This window comes from Nocardia vinacea NBRC 16497 (assembly GCF_000308835.1).
Lineage (GTDB): Bacteria > Actinomycetota > Actinomycetes > Mycobacteriales > Mycobacteriaceae > Nocardia > Nocardia vinacea.
Map to the genome: position 1 here is coordinate 18,966 of NZ_BAGN01000096.1, position 19,477 is coordinate 38,442.

Consider the following 19,477-nt stretch of genomic DNA (forward strand, 5'->3'; position numbering starts at 1 on the left):
GGCGCGGCGCCGCTACGCCGGTAGCCCGGCCCGGCGCCGAGCCACGGCGGCGACGGCGGCCCAGTCCTTATCGCCGTCGCCGTGGGCGAGGGCGAGGGCGTCGAGGAAGGCGTCGCGCAGCACGCTTCCGAAGGGCAGCGGGACGTTCGCCGCGGCGCCGCCGGTGAGCGCGAGGTTGACGTCTTTGAGGCCGAGTGGCAGCCGGAAGCCGGCTGGCTCGTAGCGGCGTTCGGCGACCATTGCGCCGTAGCCTGAGTAGATCGGCCCAGGAAACAGTGTGCCGCTGAGCATTTCGATCAGGTCGGTGGGCCGGACGCCGTGGGACTCCGCCAAAGTGCACGCCTCGGCCATGGACTCGATGGCGCAGGCGATCAGGAAGTTGGCGCTGATCTTTGCGGCGTTGGCGTGGCTGGGGCGGGTGCCGAAATGCCAGGTGTACCGGCCCATCGCGGACAGCAGCGGTGCTACCTTCGCCAGCGCCGTCTCGTCACCGGCGGCGAGAATGTTCAGTTCTCCGGCGGCAGCTACTTGGGGCCGGCCAAGGACGGGCGCGGCGACGTACCCGATGCCGTGCTCGCTGTGCAGGGCCTCGGCCCGCTCGGCGAGTGCGATCGATACCGTCGCCATGTTGAGGTGCACGGCTGCCGTCGCGTCGGCCAGCAGCGTCGGGTCCAGCAGCTGCTCCACGGCATGGTCGTCGGCCAACATGGAGACGACCGTGTCGGTGGCGAATACGTCAGCGAGGCGCCCGGCCGCGTCGGCGCCCTGTGCGACCAGGGCGGCGACCGGCTCGGGGGAGCGGTTCCAGACCAGGAGCCGATGGCCTGCCCGAAGCAGGCTGGCGCCCATGCCCTGCCCCATCGCGCCGAGCCCGACGAAACCAACTGTCATTCCAGTCATCGCACACTCCTCGTTGTCGTCCTCGGCCGATCGACTGAACGGCGGCCATTTTCTGGTCGAAGGCCCGTGCAACTGGGCCGGTACGGACTAATTCATCGTCCACCCTTGCGGCGGCCGATCCCGATGCGCGAAGCCGGTTCGGACGGCCCGCGGGGCTGATGATCGCCGTAATGGGTCCGATTTGGTGACCGGTCCCGATCGAGTCGGGTCGGGTCCCGAGTGCTCAAATCCCACCCGGTCTGGCTGCGGGCACGAAGCCTCAGCCAACTGCGCGGAGCCGCTCGGCAGGCTGTGCCTCGTCGCAGGTTCATGCCGTCGGCGGGGTTCATCACGAAACTGTCCGGCTGCGTCGCCGTGCTGCGTGTCCGTTGGCCTACCAGAGCGGTCAACTAATAGCCAATTGACATTACTGAATGGTGTCTCGTCGAGGCTGAGCTGGCAACAGGGCCGTGCCGTCAGGGCTCTGTCCAGGCAATTCGACGCGCTAGTCAAAGTGAAATCAGTTCAGTATGCTGGCGTCGAAACCGACCGAGGAGACGTCGCCATGACGCAGACCACAAGCCGTTCCGAGACACCCGATCGAGACCTGGGCGGATGCCCCGTCATGCATCGCGACTTCGCACCCCCGCAGGCGGCCGGCCGACATTGGGAGCTGGCGGACGAACTTCGCGAGACGAGCCCGGTCTTCTTCAACACCGTCGCCCAGGGTTACTGGGTGTTCACCCGTCATGACGCGGTACGCGACATCTACAAATTGCCGGAGGTGTTCTCGAGCGAGTCGATCACACCTTGGGAGCCGGATCCGATCTACCGCTTCGTGCCGACGCAGATCGACGCGCCCGACCACATCAAGTACCGCAAGATCGTCAACGCGTGGTTCTCGCCGCACGCGATCGACGAGGCGGAACAGACGATGCGCGACCGGTGCCGCAAACTTGTCGAGGAGGTGGCCCCCACCGGCGGGTCCAACTTCGTCGGCGAATTCGCCCTGCGTTTTCCCACCGAGGCGTTCCTCAGCGTGATCGGTATCGATCCGTCCGACGCGGACCTCTTCGTGCCGTGGGTCGAGGACTTCTTCGGCGGGTTCAGCGGTGACCCCGCCGGTCTGGAGCCGATGGGGAAGGCGCTCGAGGGTATCCGCGAGTACTGGGTGGCCGCCCTCGCCCAGCGACGGGCCGATCCGGTGCCTCGTCAAGGCGATCTCGCCACGCACCTGCTGCATTCGACCTTCGACGATCGTCCGCTCACCGACGCCGAGATGCTCGACATGCTCACGGTGCTCGTGCTGGCCGGGCTCGACACGACCCGCGGCACCCTCGGCTACCTGTTCCGCCACCTCGCTACGCACCCCGAACATCGCAGGCAGCTGATCGAACAGCCGGAGCTGATCCCGTCCGCGGTGGAGGAGGTGCTGCGCTTATACACCATCGTTTTCGGCGACGGCCGAAAGGTGACTCGCGACATCGAGTTTCACGGTGTTCAGCTGAAGCAGGGCGATATGGTCTACGCGCTCGTCTCCGGCGCGAACCGAGATCCGCGCGCGTACGACCAGGCCGATCAGTTCGTCATCGATCGCCGGCGCAATCAACACCTGGGCTTCGCGAACGGCCCGCACCGGTGCCTCGGTTCCCATCTCGCGCGCCGCGAACTGCGGATCGCCGTCGAGGAGTGGTTGCGGGTGATCCCGGACTTCCACATCGCGGGCGAGGAAGAGCTGACCGAGCGCGGCGGCGGCGCGATGATGACGCTGACCCGGCTTCCGCTGGCCTGGGCGGTGCAGTCGTGAGAATCACGGTCGACGGCGCGAGCTGCACCGGGCACGGCCGCTGCTATTCGATGGCTCCGGACTTGCTCACCTGCGATGACGAGGGCTTCGTCGCGATGCGGGATCAGCCGATCGAGGTGCCCGACGATCAGGCCGAGGCCGCGGCCGATGCGGCCGCGACCTGCCCCGAAGGGGCTATCACCTTGGGCGCGTAGTGACTTGTCGCTACCCGAATGCCCACACGCTCATCGAGGAGACACAAAAATGGCAAGACGCATAGTGGTGGTCGGCGGAGGCTCCGGCGGTTGTGTCATGGCCGCCCGGCTGTCCGAGGACGAGAACAATGACGTAGTGCTCGTCGAGGCGGGGCCCGACTATCCGTCGCTCGACGACCTGCACGAGCACGTGAGGGATGCCTTTACCTTCGGGTTCACCTCACATGACTGGGGCTATGTCTCGGAGGACCACATCCCCGGTTCTGCCAATGCCCCGACCTTCGCCATTGTCGAGCAGGGCGTACTTCCAGTGCTGCGCGGCAAAGTGATGGGTGGATCGTCCTCGGTCAACGCGACGAACGCGCTGCGCCCGACTCCGCGCGATTTCGAACAGTGGGTCGGACTCGGCTTGGACAAATGGTCCTGGGACGAGGTCCTGCCGTATCTGAAGCGACTCGAGCGCGATCCGGTCGGCGGTCCACTGCACGGCACCGACGGACCCGTCCCGATAAAACGATGGAGCGAAGGTGACGGTCTGCGGCCGTTCATGGCGGCCTTCGTCGAATCGGCCGCCAGCCTGGGCTACCGGGTGGTCGACGATCTCAACGGTGAAAGCCAGCTCGGCGTCGGCCCGGTCCCGATGAACCAGCAGGACGGAGTCAGACAGAGCACCGCGGTGACCTATCTCGCGGCCGCCCGTGGTCGCAAGAACCTCACTGTGCGTGGCGGCGCCGATGTCGATCGGCTCGAGATCGTGGACGGCCGACCACGTGCGGTCGTGCTCGCCGACGGCGAACGCATCGACGCGGATCTGGTGGTGCTGTGCGCGGGATCGATCGGTACGCCGTCGATCCTGATGCGATCCGGAATCGGACCCGCGGAAGTGCTCGAGCAGTTGGACATCCCGGTTGAAGTGCCACTGGAAGGCGTCGGGCGCAATCTCCGCGATCATCCCCTGGTGTACATGACCTATACCGGCGATGCGGAGGCCATCGGTGAACTCCTGCCACCGCTGCAGGTCGTGCTCACGACCAGCGCGGCTGGGCCGGGCGGTTCGGCGGAGATCGACCTGCACATGATCCCGTTCACCCTCGAGCCCGGTTCGATTCTGGTCGCGGTCGGTCTCGTTCGGCCGTACTCGATCGGCTCCACCGAGATCAGATCCGCTGATCCCGGCACCGATCCGCGCATCCTGCTGAATCTCCTGCATCATCCCGACGATCTGCGCCGCCTGGTGCGCGGCATCGAACTCACGCGGCAGGTGATGAAGTCCGGACCGCTCGCGAAATACGTCGGCGAAGAGTTGTGGCCCGGGCCGTCGGCGGTCACGACCGGTCAACTCACCCAGGCGGTCCTGGAAGCAAAGAACACCTACGCGCATGCGGTGGGCACCGCGGCCATGGGCGAAGCGGGCAGCCCGTGGGCTGTGGTCGGACAGGACTGCAAGGTGCACGGTCTCGATGCGCTGTACATCGCCGACGCGTCGGTGATGCCGACCATCGTCGGTGTGCCGACCAACACCACCACGATGATGATCGCCGAAAGGTGCGCGGACTTCATCAAGGACATATTCAGGTAGCTCGAGGCATTTCGAGTCGTACTGATCAGGCGATAGGTAGGTATATGGCGATCGACTTGGCGTACTCGGCTGAGATCGCGGCATTGGTCGAACGGACCCGAGCATTCACCCGCGAGGTCGTCGTGCCGATCGAAGACCGGCACGGCGGCGATATCACCGCCGCTGGTGGCGATATCGTGCGCAAGGATCTACAGGCGGCCGCCCGGCACGCGGGCATCTTCGCCCCGCATGCGCCGGTCGAGTACGGCGGGCTGGGATTGTCGATGTCGGATCGGGCGCCGGTCTTCGAGGAGGCCGGGTATTCACTTTTCGGTCCGATGGCGTTGAACATCGCGGCGCCCGACGAAGGAAACGTCCACCTGCTCGCGCATGTCGCGAGCCCGGAGCAGAAGTCGCAATACCTTGCGCCCTTGGCGACCGGTGAGATCAGGTCGGCGTTCGCGATGACCGAGCCCGCTCCGGGCGCGGGCTCGGATCCATCGGCGCTGACGACCCGGGCCGAGCGGACAGCGGCCGGGTGGCGCATCAACGGACGCAAATGGTTCATCACCGGAGCCGACGGCGCCGGGTTCTTCATCATCATGGCGCGTACGTCGGGTCAGCCGGGGGAGCGTGGCGGCGCAACGATGTTCCTGGCTCCGGCCGATACACCAGGACTGCACGTCGGGCGCCACATCCCGACAGCGGACCGCTCGATGCTCGGTGGTCACTGTGAGGTCACCTTCGAGGATCTGATGGTGCCCGATTCCGCGGTGCTCGGTGCGGTCGATAGAGGCTTCGAGTATGCGCAAGTTCGGCTCGGACCGGCCCGGATGACGCACGTCATGCGATGGCTCGGAGCCGCGCGCCGCGGCCACGATATCGCCGTACACCATGTGGCGCAGCGCGCGGCATTCGGCGCGAAACTCGGTGATCTCGGCATGATTCAGAAAATGGTTGCCGACAACGAGATAGATATCGCGGCAACCCGGTCGCTGCTCGTCCGGGCGTGCTGGGAACTCGACCGCGGCGGTGCCGCGTCCAACGCCACATCGATCGCGAAAACCTTTGCCGCAGAGGCGATATTCCGAATCGTTGACCGTTCCGCGCAGATGTGCGGTGGCCTCGGCGTGGCCGAGGATCTGCCGCTGGCGCGGCTGGCACGTGAGGTGCGACCGTTTCGGGTGTACGACGGTCCCTCCGAGGTCCATCGCTGGGCTATCGCCAAACGGAGCGTCGGTGCGGCGAAACGCGCGATTCGTGAGGATTCCGCATGACGCTGCCGGGTATGGATGCCGAAGCGCTGCACCGGTTCCTGGTGGACCGCGGGGTCGAGGTACGTGGCGAGCTGGTGATCGAACCGATCAGCGGCGGCCGCTCGAACCTGACTTACAGGGTTCGCGACGACGAGTCGACGTGGGTGGTCCGTCGCCCGCCGGTCAGCGGGCTGACACCATCCGCACACGATATGGCCCGCGAGTACACCGTTGCGCACGCCTTGCAAGGCACCCGGGTGCCGATCGCCGCAACCGTGGCGTTCGATGCGGCGGGCACCGCACTCGGCGTACCCATGACCGTCGTGGAATTCGTTGCGGGCCAAGTGGTGCGGGATCGACACGATCTCGCCGGCCTGACCGACGCACAGGTGGAGATGAGTACCTCGGCGTTGGTGGCGGCGCTGGTCGAACTCCACGCTGTCGACTATCGCGCCGTCGGACTCGAATCGTTCGGTCGGCCCGACGGATTCCTCACCCGTCAAGTGACGTTGTGGGCAAGTCAATGGGAACGGGTGAAGACGCGCGAACTCGGTGACGCGATGACTCTTTTTCAGGCCCTCGCGGAACGTGTCCCGAAGGCGTCGAGTGCCGCAATTGTGCACGGCGACTTCAGGATCGACAACACCATTCTCGATCTGGCCGGACCGGATATCGTCCGCGCCGTGGTGGACTGGGAGCTCTCGACGATCGGCGATCCGCTCACCGATGTCGCGCTGATGTGTGTCTACCGGTCTCCGGCATTCGATCACGTCCTCGGAGCCGAAGCCGCGTGGACGAGCCCGCGGTTTCCTCCTGCGGATGCACTGGCACAGCGGTATGCCGATGCATCAGGGAGAGACTTGGGCGAGTGGAACTTCTATCTCGCCCTCGCCAACTTCAAGCTCGCGGTCATCGGTGAGGGAATCACCCACCGGGCTCGGCAAGGTGCCGACGCCGGGAACGGCGCGGCCGCTGCGGCCGAGGCGACACCGGAGTTCATGGCCGCAGGCTTACGGGCACTACGTCGGAGGTGAACCACGGTGGTCAGCCGGCCGCGACGGCACGGTCGGCTGCCGCCCGGTCGGCCGCGGCAAGTCCGAATACAAGAGCGGCGGCGATTCCGCCGGTATACGCGCGGTCGTAGAGACCGCCGATATCGGCGCCCGCGGCGAAGAGTCCATCGATGGTTCCCCCGTGTGTGGCAAGGACCCGGCCGTACCGGTCGATGCGAATGCCGTGAAATGGAAATGTCAGGGCCGGGCTCACCTCGATGACGTAATACGGGCCGTGGTCGAGCGCTCGCGCGTCGTAGGTGCGCGGGGGCTGCGCGGCTGCGCCCGCCGCATTGACAGCCCGGATCTGCGCGGCGATGTCGACGCCGTCGTAGCCCCATTCGGCGGGCAGATACGCGAAGTCGTCGAGGCTTTCGGCGATACCGCAACGGCCGCCGCGGCGTTGTGCCAGATCGAACTTGTCGAGCGCCTGCGCGCCCTCGACATATCTTCCGGTGATCCAGTCTCGGTAGACCCGCTCGTCGGCGACGAGCAATCCTCGGGACTCGGGTTGGTCCAGCAGTTCCATGGTGGTCAGGTGATCGCCGATGGTTTCATCGGTAAACCGGCGGTTGTCGAGGTTGAACAGTAGGGCGTGTTCGCTGTAATACAACGACAGTGCGACGAAGTCGGACGGATCGCGGAACTCTACCCCGGCGGGAATGAGGTGGCCGTAGAAACCGGAGCGTTGCGTGCCCGTCGCGGCCCCGACGCACTCGGCAAGCCGAAGTCCGTCGCCGATGCTGGTCGGGTTGGACCGCAACTGCATCGCGCTCGCATCGGGATGGATGTACTTGTCGACCAGCTCCGGATTCGCCTGGAACCCTCCGGTCGCGAGTATCGTTGCGCCAGAGCGAATCTCGCGTTCGGTGCCATCCGGAAGTCGCACACGAGCGCCGACGACGGAACCATCCTCGGTGAGCAGGGCTCGAGTGTCGGTGTCGGTGAGCAACTCGCCCTCGGCGCGGATTCGTCGGCGGCATTCGTCGATGTACCGGTTGGTGTCGAATTGATGGCCGGAGCCGTAGCGCAGGACGGTGACCGCATCCGCGCATTCGACGCCGAGCGACCGGATCCAAGCGATACCAGGGCCGAATCCGTCGACAAGTGCGCGGCGCAGCTCGATATCGCCGCGCGGGTTGACCTGGTCCATGATCGCGTGGGAAGGGGCGGTCCAGGCATATCCCGCGAATTGCGCGGATCCGCCTACGGCAGCGGCCTTTTCGACGACGATCACCGAATTGCCTCGTTGCAGCGATCGAGCCGCCGCGGTTAGTCCGGCCATCCCGCCGCCGATGACGAGTACGTCGGTGTGGACCTCTGGCATTCGATGCTCCTCACGCGTCGCGGTGCTGCCCGGCGTGCTGGCCACCCTAACTCTAAAACTGAAGTCAGTTCAAGTGTCGATTTGCTTGTGAAGTGGATCACGGTGCATGTACGGTGAGACCCGAACCGAGTTCAACTCAGTTTGGTTCGGCGACAGCGCGCCGACGATTGGGAACCTTGCCTTCGAGAGGAGCTTCGCGTGATCGATCGCGAATTCACTGGATTCTTTATCGGGGGATCTTGGCGAAAGACGTCCTCCGACGACCGATTCGAGGTGATTTCGCCGGCGAGCGGCAAGCCGGTCGGTTCGGTGCCCGCGGCCACCGAAGCGGATATCGACGCGGCCGTTGCCGCCGCCCGAGAGGCTTTCGACGGGTCCGACTGGCCGAAACTTACTCCAGCGCAGCGCGGTGAGTACCTCGTTCGCCTTGCCGCGGCGATCGCCGCACACGGGGCAGAACTCGCCGAGCTCATCACCGACGAACTGGGCTGCAGCCATCTGCTCTCCCAGGTGTACCAGGCCGTCGCGCCGGTAATGAGCCTGAATTACGTCGCCGAAGTAGCGAAGTCGCTGCAGACCAGCGAGCTCCGTGTCAGCGACCTGTCCCCGTTCGCGGGTTCGGGGGATGCGGTCGGCGTCATCCCGATGGCGGGCAAGAGCCTGGTCGTCAAGGAGCCGGTGGGCGTCGTCGCGGTATTTCCCGCCTATAACTTCGCTCTTCCGGCCGTGGCGCAAAAGATCGGTCCCGCCTTGATTGCCGGATGCACGGTTGTTGTCAAGGCGACGGAGCCGAATCCGCTGGCGATCTTCAACCTGGGAAATCTTTTGCAGGAGATAGGTTTTCCCGCCGGAGTCATCAATATCGTCGCCGCGCGAGCAGGTGAGTCCGAGTATCTCGTCGGACATCCCGGCGTCGATATGGTCAGCTTCACCGGATCCACCGAAGTGGGCAAGAAGATCGGTGCGGCATGCGGCCAACTGATTCGACCGGTGGTGCTGGAACTCGGCGGAAAGTCGGCGGCGATAGTCCTGTCGGATGCCGATCCCGAGATCGTTGTTCCCACTCTCGTGGGAGCAAGTGTCGCAACCAATTCCGGCCAGAGCTGCGTCGCTCAGACCCGATTCCTCGTACCCGAGGAACAGTACGATTTCTACGCCGACGCATTCACGCGGGCGTTCGAGGGGCTGAAGGTGGGCGATCCGCGCGACGCCGACACCGTAGTGGGTCCGGTGGTCACTCGGTCGCATCTCGAGCGCATCGAAGCGCACCTGGCCAGGGCCGTCGAGCAAGGAGCGACGATACGCACCGGCGGTCGGCGACCCGTGCATCTATCCGAAGGCTGGTACATCGAACCGACATTGGTCACCGGCGTCACGAACGATATGGATATCGCGCAGGACGAGATATTCGGGCCGGTGGCAGTTTTGATCGCGCACAACGGTGAAGACGATGCCGTCCGGATCGCCAATCAGAGTCGCTACGGTCTTGCCGGATCGGTCTTCACGGCCGACACCGCACATGGTTTCGAGGTCGCACGCAGAATTCGAACGGGAACCTTCTCCGTGAACACATTCGCCGCAGATCTCGGCTCTCCTTTCGGAGGTTACAAAGAGTCCGGACTCGGGCGTGAGCACGGCGTCGGCGCGGTGCAGGAGTACCTGCTGCAGAAGACGATCTCCATCGACCCCAGTCTCGACCTCCCCGAAGAAGTCGTGTCCGGCGTACCGGTCGGACGCGGTCCGGGCATTACCGCCTGATTCCAGAATCAGTAGTAATGCCAACTTGTTTCGACACATGAAGAACCGATGAGGATTCAAGCAATGAAATTCAAGAAGTTCGCGGTAACGGCTGCGCTGATGACCACCGGACTCGGTATCAGCGCGGGGACCGCCCATGCCGCGCCCGCCTCCGGCCACGGCGACGTCGATTTCACCGCTTCGGCGACCGACCGGTCCACGATCATCACGACCAGCGCGGGATCGATGGTTGTCGAGGATGGTGTATTCAAGATCAAGGCGGCCGATGGGGCCACCCTGGCCGGTACCGAATTGCGGTTCCGTGTCGATGATTTCGAGTTCCCGATCGCGGCGGAGATCAACGACCGCACGGCGACCCTGAGCCCCCAATTCGATATGGCACACGCGACCTACAAGCCGGTCGCGTTGCCATTCGAGGATCAGGCGCCGTGGAAGACCCAGTATGACCGTGAGCAGGCCGCCTGGACACGCCTGACCAGCACCATCACCACGGGTGCCACGGTCGGCACGCTGGTCGGCGGTCTGGCAGGCGGTGCGGTGGGCTGTGTACTCGGCGGCATCGCCGGAGCCACGGTCGCCGCGGCCACCATCGTCGGCTTGTTCGGTCCGTTCATTCCGGCCGCCGCCATCGGTTGCCTGGGCGGCATCGTCGCCATCGGCGCGCTCGGCACCCTGGCCGGTCAGATCCTGGTGACCGCGCCGGTCGCGATCGGTGCGGCGATCCAGTACTTCACCACCATCAACCAGCCGATGCCCGCCCCGAAGTAGTTCGCCGAGTGCGACAGTAAGTAACGGTCAAGCTCACGCCCCGCTCGGATCCCTCGCCGAGCGGGGCGTGAGTGGGTATGCGGCCACCATGTCCGGTCACCCGCACGATGAGCGCCGCGAGCCCGATCGGACAGTCATGTCCGTAATCGCCCGCGCCGCAGCGTATCCCTGCGCCGAGTTGGCCGATATGAAGGTCGATGACAAGTTCGTAGGGCCGAAGTAGTGCCATTGCCGGAATGGAGACGCCGGGTCGGCAGTCCTACACACGGCACCTCAGGGCTGGTTGCGCGCTGCTATGCCCTTCGGAATGATGAAAGGCAAGGGGTTCGGTCGAAAGCCATTGGAGGGCACCCAGTCTGACAAGTACGGCGTTCACTGTTTCCTATGTTGTACAGCCCGCTACGGGGGGTTATCGCATTGGGCGCAGTGCCGTCGGTATGACGCGCAGAGTGCGCCGCCACGAGGGCGGCGCACCAGGTTGTGGTCTGCTGGACCGACAACTCTGGATGGGGCTGCATCTGGATCGAACATGGCCTAAGCGAAGGTAGACGTCGCTTAGGCGCACTAGTTGGGTTGCTTGCGCCATCGAAGGAGTCGGTGTGTTCGAAATCGCTTTGCTCGGATCGCTTTGTTTCATCTGTTATCTGATGCTCTGCGGAGTCGTGGTTCTCCGCACTGGGAGCGCTGCGGGCTTGCGTGACGTTGCGATCGCTGTCCATGGTCTGCGTCGGTTGACCATGCGTTAGCGCATGGAGATGAGCCGCGACCGGGCAGCAATCGCTCGGTCGCGGCTCGCCGCAGGTGGGTTCCGCCCATGGTGGGAAGGTAGCGTCGGTCCGCGTCGGCAACCCGGCCAGAGCCGCGTACGAATCCTGGGGCTGGCGAGCCATCGGGCAGGACCAGCCGTTTCCCGGTTCGCTGGTGATGGCCGAGGTGAAACCATGAGCGGTGCCGTGCTCACACGAGCTAACCCGATCGGACAGTCATGGCCGTGATCGCCTGCGCCGCAGCGTATCCCTCCGCCACCGCGTGCGAGACCCGGCGTGGCACGACCGCGTCCCCGATCGCCTGCACTCGTGCACGCGGAAGGGCCTGCTCGATGTCCTGCCAGTCGGAGGCGATTCTTTCTCCGACGGCAACAGCGCGGTCACACGCAAGCTCGAATGTCCTGCCCGACAGGAGATGTCGGCAACACACTATGGTGCTTGCGCTGTTCGTTCGCATCTCCGTCACGGCCGCGCCGACGATGAACTCCACTGGGCTTCCGGCGAGCCGTTTCATCAGTTGGACCCGGCTCTCCGGTGGGATGGTGGCCGCAAATGCCGGTCCCGGGACCACCACCGTCACCTGTGCGGCTCCTGCTGCCAGCGCGGCTTCCAGCGCGCCGACGGTAAGCCATGAGCCGAAGCCGTCATCGGCGATGACCACCCCATCTCCCGGTGATATCGCATGCCGATCAGCGATGAGACCTGTCGAGGACAGCGCACCGGGCGTGCGGAGTTCGGTAGCGCCGGTCGCGACGATGACCTCATCGAAATCGCCCAGTTCATGCGGCGTTACGCGGTGTCCGAGTCGCACATCGGCATTCCCGAGATTGTCCGTGTAGAACCGCAGCAACTTCGACCAGCCCGCTCGGTTCGGCGCCTGCGCAGCCACGGCCAGCTGCCCACCGATTCGCTCATGCGCCTCGAACAGCGTCACCTCGTGCGTCGCGGTGAGTCGGAGCGTGGCCTCCAGACCTGCGGGTCCGGCGCCCACTACTGCCACTCGCCGCGATGCTGCCGGTGGCAGGCCGAACTGGAGCGGCGACGCCGGGCGGGCGTCGTGGCCGGGCGGGGCCAGAGTTGGATTCACCGAGCACAGCAGGACCGGAGTGAATGTGCGGCAGTCCTCATTGCACGATACGCACGGACGGATCTGAGAGTCATTGCCCCGCAATAACTTTTGCGGCAGTTGTGGATCGGCGATGAGCGGCCGAGCCAGCCCGATCAGATCGGCTCCGGCCGCCAATGCGGATTCGATGTCCTGGCTGGAGCGAAACGCCTGCGACACCAGCAACGGCCGCGCCGTTGCCGCGCGCAGCCTCCGAACATGCGCGAGCAGCGGCGGCTCGGAGGTCGCCATATCGCGCACATATGTGGTCCGCACGCCCGCGGTCACATTGACGTAGTCGAACATATCGAGCAACGGCATCAGCTCGCACAGTCCGTCCAGGTCCAGACCGGCCTCCTCCGCACCATCGATCGAAACGCGTACCCCGAGCACCACTTCCGGACACGACGTCGTGATCTCGGCGTGCAGCCGGTGCAGAACCTGTACCCGCCCCGCAACCGCGCCGGACTCCGCTCGGACGTTGGAAGCGGGTGAAAGGAACTGAGCCAGCAAATAGCCATGGGCCGCATGCAGTTCGATCGCGGGGAACCCCGCTTCGATGGCATGGCGGGAACTGACCACAAAGCTCGCGATCATTCGATCGACGTCGGCTTCGGTCATCGTCCTGGCGCGCACCGGCTCTCGCGGCGATCTGATGCTCGACGGCGCGATCGGGTGCTCCCAGATCTCGGCACCGAGTGTTTCGCGTCCGAGGTGCACGAGCTGACATACCGGTACCGCACCTTCGCTACTGATCGCGGTCGCGCGCGCCCGCAGCCCGCTGATCGCCTCGGGCCGCCATGCCTCGGTGATATTGCCGATTCGATTCGCCGATTCCGGACTCACCACCGTGCCACCCGCGATCACCATCGCCGCACCCCCGGCGGCGCAGCGCCGCCAGTACTCCGCGTCACCGGGCTGTGCCAGCCCGCCGCCGACCACTCCGGATCCGTGCGCGGTGGCGACCAGGCGATTACGCAGTTGTACTGCGCCGATCCGCAGCGGCCGGGACGCCTGGCGAGTGGGCACAAGATCGTCTTGAACTGGATTCACTTCATGAGTTTGCCTCCATGTGATTGACACCACAAGGGGGCTGCGGATAAATTCTCAAACTGAGGTCAGTTCAGTTTCGGAGGTTCGATGTCTTTTTTGCTCGTACACGGAGCGGGTATGGCCGCCTCCTGCTGGGATCGGTTACTGCCGTTGCTCAGCGGGCCGATGGTCGCCGTGGACCTGCCCGGCCGCGGAAAGCGGTCCGACCGTGATATTCGCGGGGTAACCCTGGACGACTGTGCCAAAGCCATCGTCGAGGACGCGGCCGATCTCACCGACATCGTGATAGTCGCGCATTCGTTCGCCGGAGTGTCGGTTCCGCGGGTGCTGCCGGAGCTCGCGGATCGCATCCAGCACGTCGTGTTCCTGTCCGCTGTCGTGCCGCCGCATGGGACACGCGTGCTCGACCAGATCGATCCGGCGGTCCAGGCCGCGGTGCAGCAGTCGATCGTCGGCGGCGTTTATCACCAGGACCGCGCTGCCGCGATCGCCATGTTGTGCAATGACATGTCACCCGAGCAGACGGAATGGACTGCTGATCAGGTCATCGATGATTCGGCGGCGTTGCTCGAGGAAACGGTAGATCTCTCGGGCCTGTCGGCCGACCTTCCGCGAACCTACATTCGCCTCACCGAAGATGCGTGCTATTCGCCGGATCTGCAATCGCGGTCCGCCGACCTCGTCGGCGGAAGCACCCGATTTCTCGAATCGGGCCATATGCCGATGGTCTCGATCCCGAACGATCTGGCCGCTCTTCTCGACCAGGTAAGGAAATAGATTCCCTCATGAAAACGCTGACCAAGGCGGTCGCGGCTCTCGCGATTGTCGCCTCGACATTCGGCCTTGCCGCCTGCGGTGGGAGTTCGTCCGCCTCGAAGCCCGTCGAAGGGAGCTGGGAGGACGTTGTCGCCGCGGCCAACGAGGAGGGCGCCGTGATGCTCTACTCGAGCCAGAAGCCGGCCAACCTCGAGGCCCTGAAGACCGCGTTCCAGGCAAAGTATCCGCGGATCAAGCTGGACTTCGTGCGCGGTACCGACGCCGACATCAACCCGCGGGTGGAGACCGAGAAGAAGACCGGGAAGGGCACCGCCGATGTGCACATGCTGACCGATGCGGCGTGGATTGCCAATGCCGCGAAATCGGGGACGTACTCCACCGAGTTGGTCGGGCCGGATCTGAAGGCGCCCGAGTATCAGCCGGACAAGAGTGTGCTCAACAATCGGTTCTTCCTGTCGAGCGCGGCGGTTTTCGCACTGGGCTGGAACACCGGTGCGGTACCGAACGGCCTGAAATCTCCCCAGGACATAGTGAATCCCGCCTATCGGGGCAAGATCGGAATCGTCAATCCGTCCGGCATCGCCTCCTACGTCGATCTGTACCGGTACTACGCGCGCACCTATGGCGCGGACTACTGGAAGCAACTGGCCGCCCTGAAGCCACGGATCTACCCGAGCGCTCTGGGTGTCGCCCAGGCACTGACCTCCGGTGAAATTGTCGCGACGCCGTCGGTGCAGCCCTTGGTGACTGAAATGGCCGCAGGTGCGCCGGTCAATTGGGTGCTGCCACCATCGCCATGGGGCACCCCCTGGTACAGCCAGGTGACGAGTGTGGCGCCGCATCCCAATGCCGCTCAGGTACTGGCGAATTTCATGGTCACCCGCGAAGGGCAGACAGCGCTCAACGGGGGATACGCGGCGGCGTTGGCCGATATCCCGGGCGCGGTTGCCCGTGCTCAGGACATCGTCGCACCCGACACCAGTGATCTGACGCCCGAGAAGATCGAGAAGTACTCCCAAGAGTGGTCACAACTTTTCCAGAGCTGACAGTGGACAGGAGTACTGCATTGCGCGGAGTCAACGTATTGGTCACCGGCGCGTCCGGCGGAATCGGCGGCGCGACCGCCGAACTGTTCGCCGGCAAGGGCGCGACGGTGTACCTCACCGACCTCGACGATGCGGCGGGGGAGCGCCGCGCACGCGAACTGGGGCCGAACGCGCATTACCGCCGGCTCGATGTGACGGCCGAATCCGATTGGCAGGCAGTCACTTCCGATATGGAACGTGCGGGACACCCCGTCCATGTGCTGGTGAACAGCGCCGGGGCGGCGATGAAAGCGCCGCTGACGCAAACCACGCTGCAGCAGTTCCGCAGGATGATCGACCTCAATCTGGTCGGCACATTCCTCGGACTGCAGGCGGCCGCCGCGGCGATGGTTGCCGGCGGGGCGGTCATCAACATCTCGTCGCTGCGGGGCGTGCTCGCGACCGCCGAACTCGGCGCCTACGGCGCGTCGAAGTTCGGTGTCCGCGCCCTGAGCAAGGTCGCGGCACTGGAATTGGCCGATCGCGGCATCCGCGTCAACACGGTCTGTCCGGGCAGCATCGACACCGAGATCACCGCGATTCCCGACTTCGCCGCCGACGATGTCGAAGCCTATGTGCGATCCATCCCCATGCAGCGGCGCGGCAGCCCCATGGAGGTCGCGAAGGCGATCTTGTTCCTTGCCGGTGACGACAGCAGCTATGTCACCGGGATCGACTTGCTGGTCGATGGCGGTATCGCCGCCGGCGTCCGCACACCCAAGAAGCAGACCTAGAAGGCATGAGATGAGCTCGCAGTTCACAGTTTCCGGTCTCACCAAGACCTATGGATCGAATGTCGTCGTCGACCAGCTCGACCTCGCGATCGAGGAAGGCGAACTCCTCGTACTACTCGGCCCGAGTGGCTGCGGCAAGACAACCACCTTGCGCTGCCTCGCCGGATTGGAGACGCCCCAGGATGGTTCGATCACCTTCAAGGACCGGCGCGTCTTCGACGCCGAGGCGAATCTGAATGTGCCTGTCCACAAACGGAATATCGGAATGGTGTTCCAGTCGTACGCGCTGTGGCCACATATGACGGTGCGCAAGAACATCCGATATCCGCTGCTGGTCCGCAAATTGCGGAAGGAGATTTCCGGCGGCGCCGTCGAAACCGCCGCTGCCATGGTCGATTGCACAGAGCTGCTCGACCGGTACCCGGCGCAGCTCAGCGGTGGACAGCAACAGCGCGTCGCGGTGGCCCGTGGCCTGGTGGCCCGGCCCGATCTGGTGCTCTTCGACGAACCATTGAGCAATCTGGATGCCAGATTGCGCGATCAGGTTCGTACGCAAATCCATCAGCTGCATCGAAGTCTCGGATTCACAGCGGTTTTCGTCACCCATGACCAGGCCGAGGCATTCGCCCTCGGTGACCGCGTCGCCATTATGAAGGCGGGCAAGATCGAACAGTACGATGCGCCCGAGCAGGTTTTCGAGCATCCGGTGTCGGAGTACGTGGCCGCGTTCATCGGTATGGCCAACCGGCTGGAACTGCGCCGCGGTCCCGGTGGTTGGGTGACCTCGGCCGGCGACGATATCGACCTGACGCGTGCGGTGGTGCGCGGACGAGCCGACGAAGGTACGTCCGCGGTCGCGCGGCTACGTCCCGACGATGTCGTCGTGCATTCGTCGATCGACGAAGTGCCGCAGGGCGATGTGGCACTGCACGCCGAGTTGGTGACCTACGAATACGGCGGCCGCCACTTCGACGTGACCGTCCGCTCGGGTGGTGAACAGCTCGCGGTGCGGGTCGATGCGGCCACCCATGGCGCCACGTTGCGCCGAAGCCGCCCGGGAGATCCCATGGTGGTCAGTTTCTCGCCGGCGAGCTTGCGGGTATTCGCCCTGCCGGATGGCGCGGGCGCGGATGTGCCGGAGCTGGCGACCGCGGGTGCGGGAGGGCAGTCATGATGGCCACGCTCACCGCTACGAACACCCGGTCTATTGCCATACCCGCGCAGTGGCGGGCCAGGATCGGATATCTGGCCTTGCTGGCGGTTCTCGCCTATCTGGTCGTATTGCCGATGATCCGGCTGCAATCGCTGGCGTTCGAAAACGGCGCGCAGGGTTATCGAAATCAGTACGGGCGCTTCGATATCGCGGAGACGATCGGGACCACCATCGCGCTGGCCCTCGGATCGCTTGTGATCGCGATGGTGCTCGGCACGGTGCTGGCGTTCGCGGCGAGTCGACTGCCGGACCGCCTCGGGTTCCTGCGGATCATTCCGATCCTGCCGATCGTCATGCCCGCGGTCGCCAACGTCGTCGGTTGGGCCTTTCTGCTGTCGCCGGGGCCCGGCTACTTGAACTTGGTGCTCAGGAAGTTGCCGTGGTGGAGCGGATCGGATACCGGACCGATCGATGTCTACACCGTTCCGTGGATCATCATCCTCACCGCCTTCGGGCTGACGTCGTTCGTCTACCTTTTCGTCAGCGCGGGCATGCAGAACGTCAGCTCCGAACATCTCGAGGCCGCACAGGTGAGCGGGTCGTCCACACTCGGAGTGTTCTTCCGGGTGGTGCTGCCATTGCTGCGCCCGTCGTTGATCTACGGCGGCGGAATTGCGTTGCTGCTCGGCCTCGGCCAGTTCACCGGTCCGCTGCTGCTCGGCCAGAACAGTGGCGTCAAGGTGCTCACCACGGAGATGTACCGTCGCGTGTCGGAATCACCATCCGACTTCGCCGCCGCCGCGGCGGCCGGCTCGCCACTGGTGATCTTCGGGCTCGTCCTGGTACTGATCCAGAAGGCCTTGCTGGGCAACCAGACTCGCTTCGTCACCCACGGCGGCAAGGCGTTCGCGCCGTCCACCGGCCGCGCCACCTGGGCTGTGGTGACGATCATCGGCTACGCGTTGTTCGCTCTCGTCATCCCCTTGGTCGGGTTGATCATCGTGGCCTCGACGCGGTACTGGTCGGGGTCGCTGTCCTGGAACCTGTTCACGCTCGACAATTTCCGAGAGTTGGCGGCCACCGACGCGATCGTCGAATCGGTGGTCACGAGTGTGCTGACATCGCTCGGCGCGGTGGCGATCTGCGTACCCATCGGCTACGTGATGGCCAACCTGCTGGTACGCGGCCGACGTCACAAAATATTGGCGCTCATCGGTGATTTCATCACGGCATTGCCGCTCGGCATCCCGGCGGTGATCTTCGGCGTCGGCTTCTTGCTCACCTACACCGAGCCGCCATTGATTCTGTACGGCACGCGAACAGTGATCATCCTCGTCTACGTCGTTCTGATGTTGCCCTTCGCGACGCGCATGCAGATGACCGCGATGCTGTCGCTCGGCAACACCTACACCGAGGCCTCGGCGACCAGCGGAGCATCACCATTCGTGACGAACGCGCGGATCATGCTGCCATTGATGCGTCCCACCATCCTCAGCGCGGTCGCCTTGATGTTCATCCTGCTCACGCACGAATTCGCGGCCTCGCTGCTGGTGCGCGCATCGACCACCCAGGTGATGGGGACCCTGCTGTTCGACATGTGGCAGAACGGTTCCTACCCGCTGGTCGCGGCGATGGCGCTGCTCATGACAGCGGTGACCACGATCGGCGTCGCACTCGCCATGCTGGTCGGCGGCCGCAACGTACTCAGCAAGCTCTGACCGTCGGAGTCCAGCTCCGACTTCGAAAGGACTGCACAGCAATGACTCTCGGTATTTCGAGGCTCGATGGCAAGGTTGTGTTGGTGACCGGTGCGACAGGGGGGATCGGCGTCGAAATCGTGCGCCGCCTGGCCGAGGAGGGGGCCTCGGTTGTGGTGACCGACGTCGACGTCGAGGCGTGCGAGAAGCTGAGCGCCGGCCTGGAACACGGTGCGCGGCATCAGGTTCTGGGATTGGACATCACCCAGGAGTCGCAGTGGCAGCAGGTGATGGCTGCGGTGTCCGAACGTTTCCCGAGTCTGGATGCCGTCGTCAACAACGGTGCCATCGGCAGCCTGGCGTCGGTGGTGGACGAGGATCTGAATCGGTACAACCGGGTGATCGAGGTGAGTCAGACCGGCACCTGGCTGGGCATGAAGCACGCGGGTGCACTGATCGAGCAGACCGGCGGCGGATCGATCGTCAATATCTGCTCGATCCTCGGCA

General features: G+C 64.8%; 17 protein-coding genes. 14 read left to right on the forward strand and 3 right to left on the reverse strand.

Annotation, left to right across the window (positions count from 1 at the left end; translation table 11 throughout):
• Nucleotides 1–12: 12 nt before the first annotated feature.
• Complete coding sequence (locus tag ON44_RS12600) at nucleotides 13–972, reverse strand: NAD(P)-dependent oxidoreductase (protein ID WP_373283152.1); 960 nt, start codon at nucleotides 970–972, stop codon at nucleotides 13–15.
• Nucleotides 973–1,444: 472 nt separating this feature from the next.
• On the opposite strand from ON44_RS12600, the gene ON44_RS12605 reads away from it, so the two are divergent.
• Genes ON44_RS12605 through ON44_RS12625 form a run of 5 tightly spaced genes read left to right on the forward strand, consistent with a single transcriptional unit; the run spans nucleotide 1,445 to nucleotide 6,728 of the window.
• The gene (locus tag ON44_RS12605) at nucleotides 1,445–2,686 is read left to right on the forward strand and encodes a cytochrome P450 (RefSeq protein WP_040689426.1); all 1,242 of its coding nucleotides are present in this window, start codon (nucleotides 1,445–1,447) and stop codon (nucleotides 2,684–2,686) included.
• A complete protein-coding gene (locus ON44_RS12610) occupies nucleotides 2,683–2,880 on the forward strand; it encodes a ferredoxin (protein WP_040689427.1) in 198 nt (65 codons plus the stop codon). Before ON44_RS12605 ends, ON44_RS12610 begins: the two co-directional genes overlap by 4 nt.
• 49 nt (nucleotides 2,881–2,929) lie before the next feature.
• On the forward strand, nucleotides 2,930–4,459 hold the full coding sequence (locus tag ON44_RS12615; protein WP_169338060.1) for a GMC family oxidoreductase: 1,530 nt from the start codon (nucleotides 2,930–2,932) through the stop codon (nucleotides 4,457–4,459).
• Between the two features lie 44 nt (nucleotides 4,460–4,503).
• Entirely contained in the window at nucleotides 4,504–5,715 is a 1,212-nt protein-coding gene (locus ON44_RS12620) for an acyl-CoA dehydrogenase family protein (protein ID WP_040689429.1), read from the forward strand.
• Entirely contained in the window at nucleotides 5,712–6,728 is a 1,017-nt protein-coding gene (locus ON44_RS12625) for a phosphotransferase family protein (protein WP_040689431.1), read from the forward strand. Before ON44_RS12620 ends, ON44_RS12625 begins: the two co-directional genes overlap by 4 nt.
• 10 nt (nucleotides 6,729–6,738) lie before the next feature.
• On the opposite strand, the gene ON44_RS12630 is transcribed toward ON44_RS12625, so the two are convergent.
• A complete protein-coding gene (locus tag ON44_RS12630) occupies nucleotides 6,739–8,073 on the reverse strand; it encodes an FAD-dependent oxidoreductase (RefSeq protein ID WP_040689464.1) in 1,335 nt (444 codons plus the stop codon).
• 198 nt (nucleotides 8,074–8,271) lie between these two features.
• Here ON44_RS12630 and ON44_RS12635 point away from each other — a divergent pair, with 198 nt between their 5' ends.
• The 3 genes from ON44_RS12635 (at nucleotide 8,272) to ON44_RS50145 (ending at nucleotide 10,822) form a co-directional block, all read left to right on the forward strand.
• Nucleotides 8,272–9,831, forward strand: a complete 1,560-nt coding sequence (locus ON44_RS12635) for an aldehyde dehydrogenase family protein (RefSeq protein ID WP_040689435.1) — start codon at nucleotides 8,272–8,274, stop codon at nucleotides 9,829–9,831.
• Nucleotides 9,832–9,894: 63 nt separating this feature from the next.
• Nucleotides 9,895–10,599 carry a DUF8020 domain-containing protein gene (locus ON44_RS12640; protein WP_040689437.1) on the forward strand — a complete coding sequence of 235 codons (705 nt, stop codon included), beginning with the start codon at nucleotides 9,895–9,897 and terminating at the stop codon, nucleotides 10,597–10,599.
• A gap of 67 nt (nucleotides 10,600–10,666) precedes the next feature.
• Nucleotides 10,667–10,822, forward strand: coding sequence for a hypothetical protein (locus ON44_RS50145; protein WP_157187125.1), 156 nt, complete (start codon nucleotides 10,667–10,669; stop codon nucleotides 10,820–10,822).
• A gap of 743 nt (nucleotides 10,823–11,565) precedes the next feature.
• Here the strand turns inward: ON44_RS50145 and ON44_RS12645 are convergent.
• Complete coding sequence (locus ON44_RS12645) at nucleotides 11,566–13,500, reverse strand: oxidoreductase (protein WP_040689439.1); 1,935 nt, start codon at nucleotides 13,498–13,500, stop codon at nucleotides 11,566–11,568.
• A gap of 111 nt (nucleotides 13,501–13,611) precedes the next feature.
• Between ON44_RS12645 and ON44_RS12650 the strand changes: the two genes are divergently transcribed.
• The 6 genes from ON44_RS12650 to ON44_RS12675 all read left to right on the forward strand — a co-directional run.
• Complete coding sequence (locus tag ON44_RS12650) at nucleotides 13,612–14,301, forward strand: alpha/beta fold hydrolase (protein WP_040689440.1); 690 nt, start codon at nucleotides 13,612–13,614, stop codon at nucleotides 14,299–14,301.
• Between the two features lie 8 nt (nucleotides 14,302–14,309).
• Entirely contained in the window at nucleotides 14,310–15,347 is a 1,038-nt protein-coding gene (locus ON44_RS12655; protein WP_040689441.1) for an extracellular solute-binding protein, read from the forward strand.
• 20 nt (nucleotides 15,348–15,367) lie between these two features.
• On the forward strand, nucleotides 15,368–16,120 hold the full coding sequence (locus ON44_RS12660; protein WP_040689444.1) for an SDR family NAD(P)-dependent oxidoreductase: 753 nt from the start codon (nucleotides 15,368–15,370) through the stop codon (nucleotides 16,118–16,120).
• Nucleotides 16,121–16,130: 10 nt separating this feature from the next.
• A complete protein-coding gene (locus ON44_RS12665) occupies nucleotides 16,131–17,294 on the forward strand; it encodes an ABC transporter ATP-binding protein (RefSeq protein ID WP_040689446.1) in 1,164 nt (387 codons plus the stop codon).
• On the forward strand, nucleotides 17,291–18,991 hold the full coding sequence (locus ON44_RS12670) for an ABC transporter permease (RefSeq protein WP_373283153.1): 1,701 nt from the start codon (nucleotides 17,291–17,293) through the stop codon (nucleotides 18,989–18,991). Before ON44_RS12665 ends, ON44_RS12670 begins: the two co-directional genes overlap by 4 nt.
• A gap of 41 nt (nucleotides 18,992–19,032) precedes the next feature.
• Nucleotides 19,033–19,477, forward strand: a 445-nt coding sequence (locus tag ON44_RS12675; RefSeq protein ID WP_040689450.1) for an SDR family NAD(P)-dependent oxidoreductase, incomplete at its 3' end; no start/stop codon positions are given.

Bases quoted from the DNA above. Each gene is read 5' to 3' on its own strand.
- ON44_RS12605 (WP_040689426.1), top strand. From the start codon at position 1,445: ATGACGCAGACCACAAGCCGTTCCGAGACACCCGATCGAGACCTGGGC.
- ON44_RS12615 (WP_169338060.1), top strand. From the start codon at position 2,930: ATGGCAAGACGCATAGTGGTGGTCGGCGGAGGCTCCGGCGGTTGTGTC.
- ON44_RS12620 (WP_040689429.1), top strand. From the start codon at position 4,504: ATGGCGATCGACTTGGCGTACTCGGCTGAGATCGCGGCATTGGTCGAA.
- ON44_RS12625 (WP_040689431.1), top strand. From the start codon at position 5,712: ATGACGCTGCCGGGTATGGATGCCGAAGCGCTGCACCGGTTCCTGGTG.
- ON44_RS12630 (WP_040689464.1), bottom strand. From the start codon at position 8,073: ATGCCAGAGGTCCACACCGACGTACTCGTCATCGGCGGCGGGATGGCC.
- ON44_RS12640 (WP_040689437.1), top strand. From the start codon at position 9,895: ATGAAATTCAAGAAGTTCGCGGTAACGGCTGCGCTGATGACCACCGGA.
- ON44_RS12650 (WP_040689440.1), top strand. From the start codon at position 13,612: ATGTCTTTTTTGCTCGTACACGGAGCGGGTATGGCCGCCTCCTGCTGG.
- ON44_RS12655 (WP_040689441.1), top strand. From the start codon at position 14,310: ATGAAAACGCTGACCAAGGCGGTCGCGGCTCTCGCGATTGTCGCCTCG.
- ON44_RS12665 (WP_040689446.1), top strand. From the start codon at position 16,131: ATGAGCTCGCAGTTCACAGTTTCCGGTCTCACCAAGACCTATGGATCG.
- ON44_RS12670 (WP_373283153.1), top strand. From the start codon at position 17,291: ATGATGGCCACGCTCACCGCTACGAACACCCGGTCTATTGCCATACCC.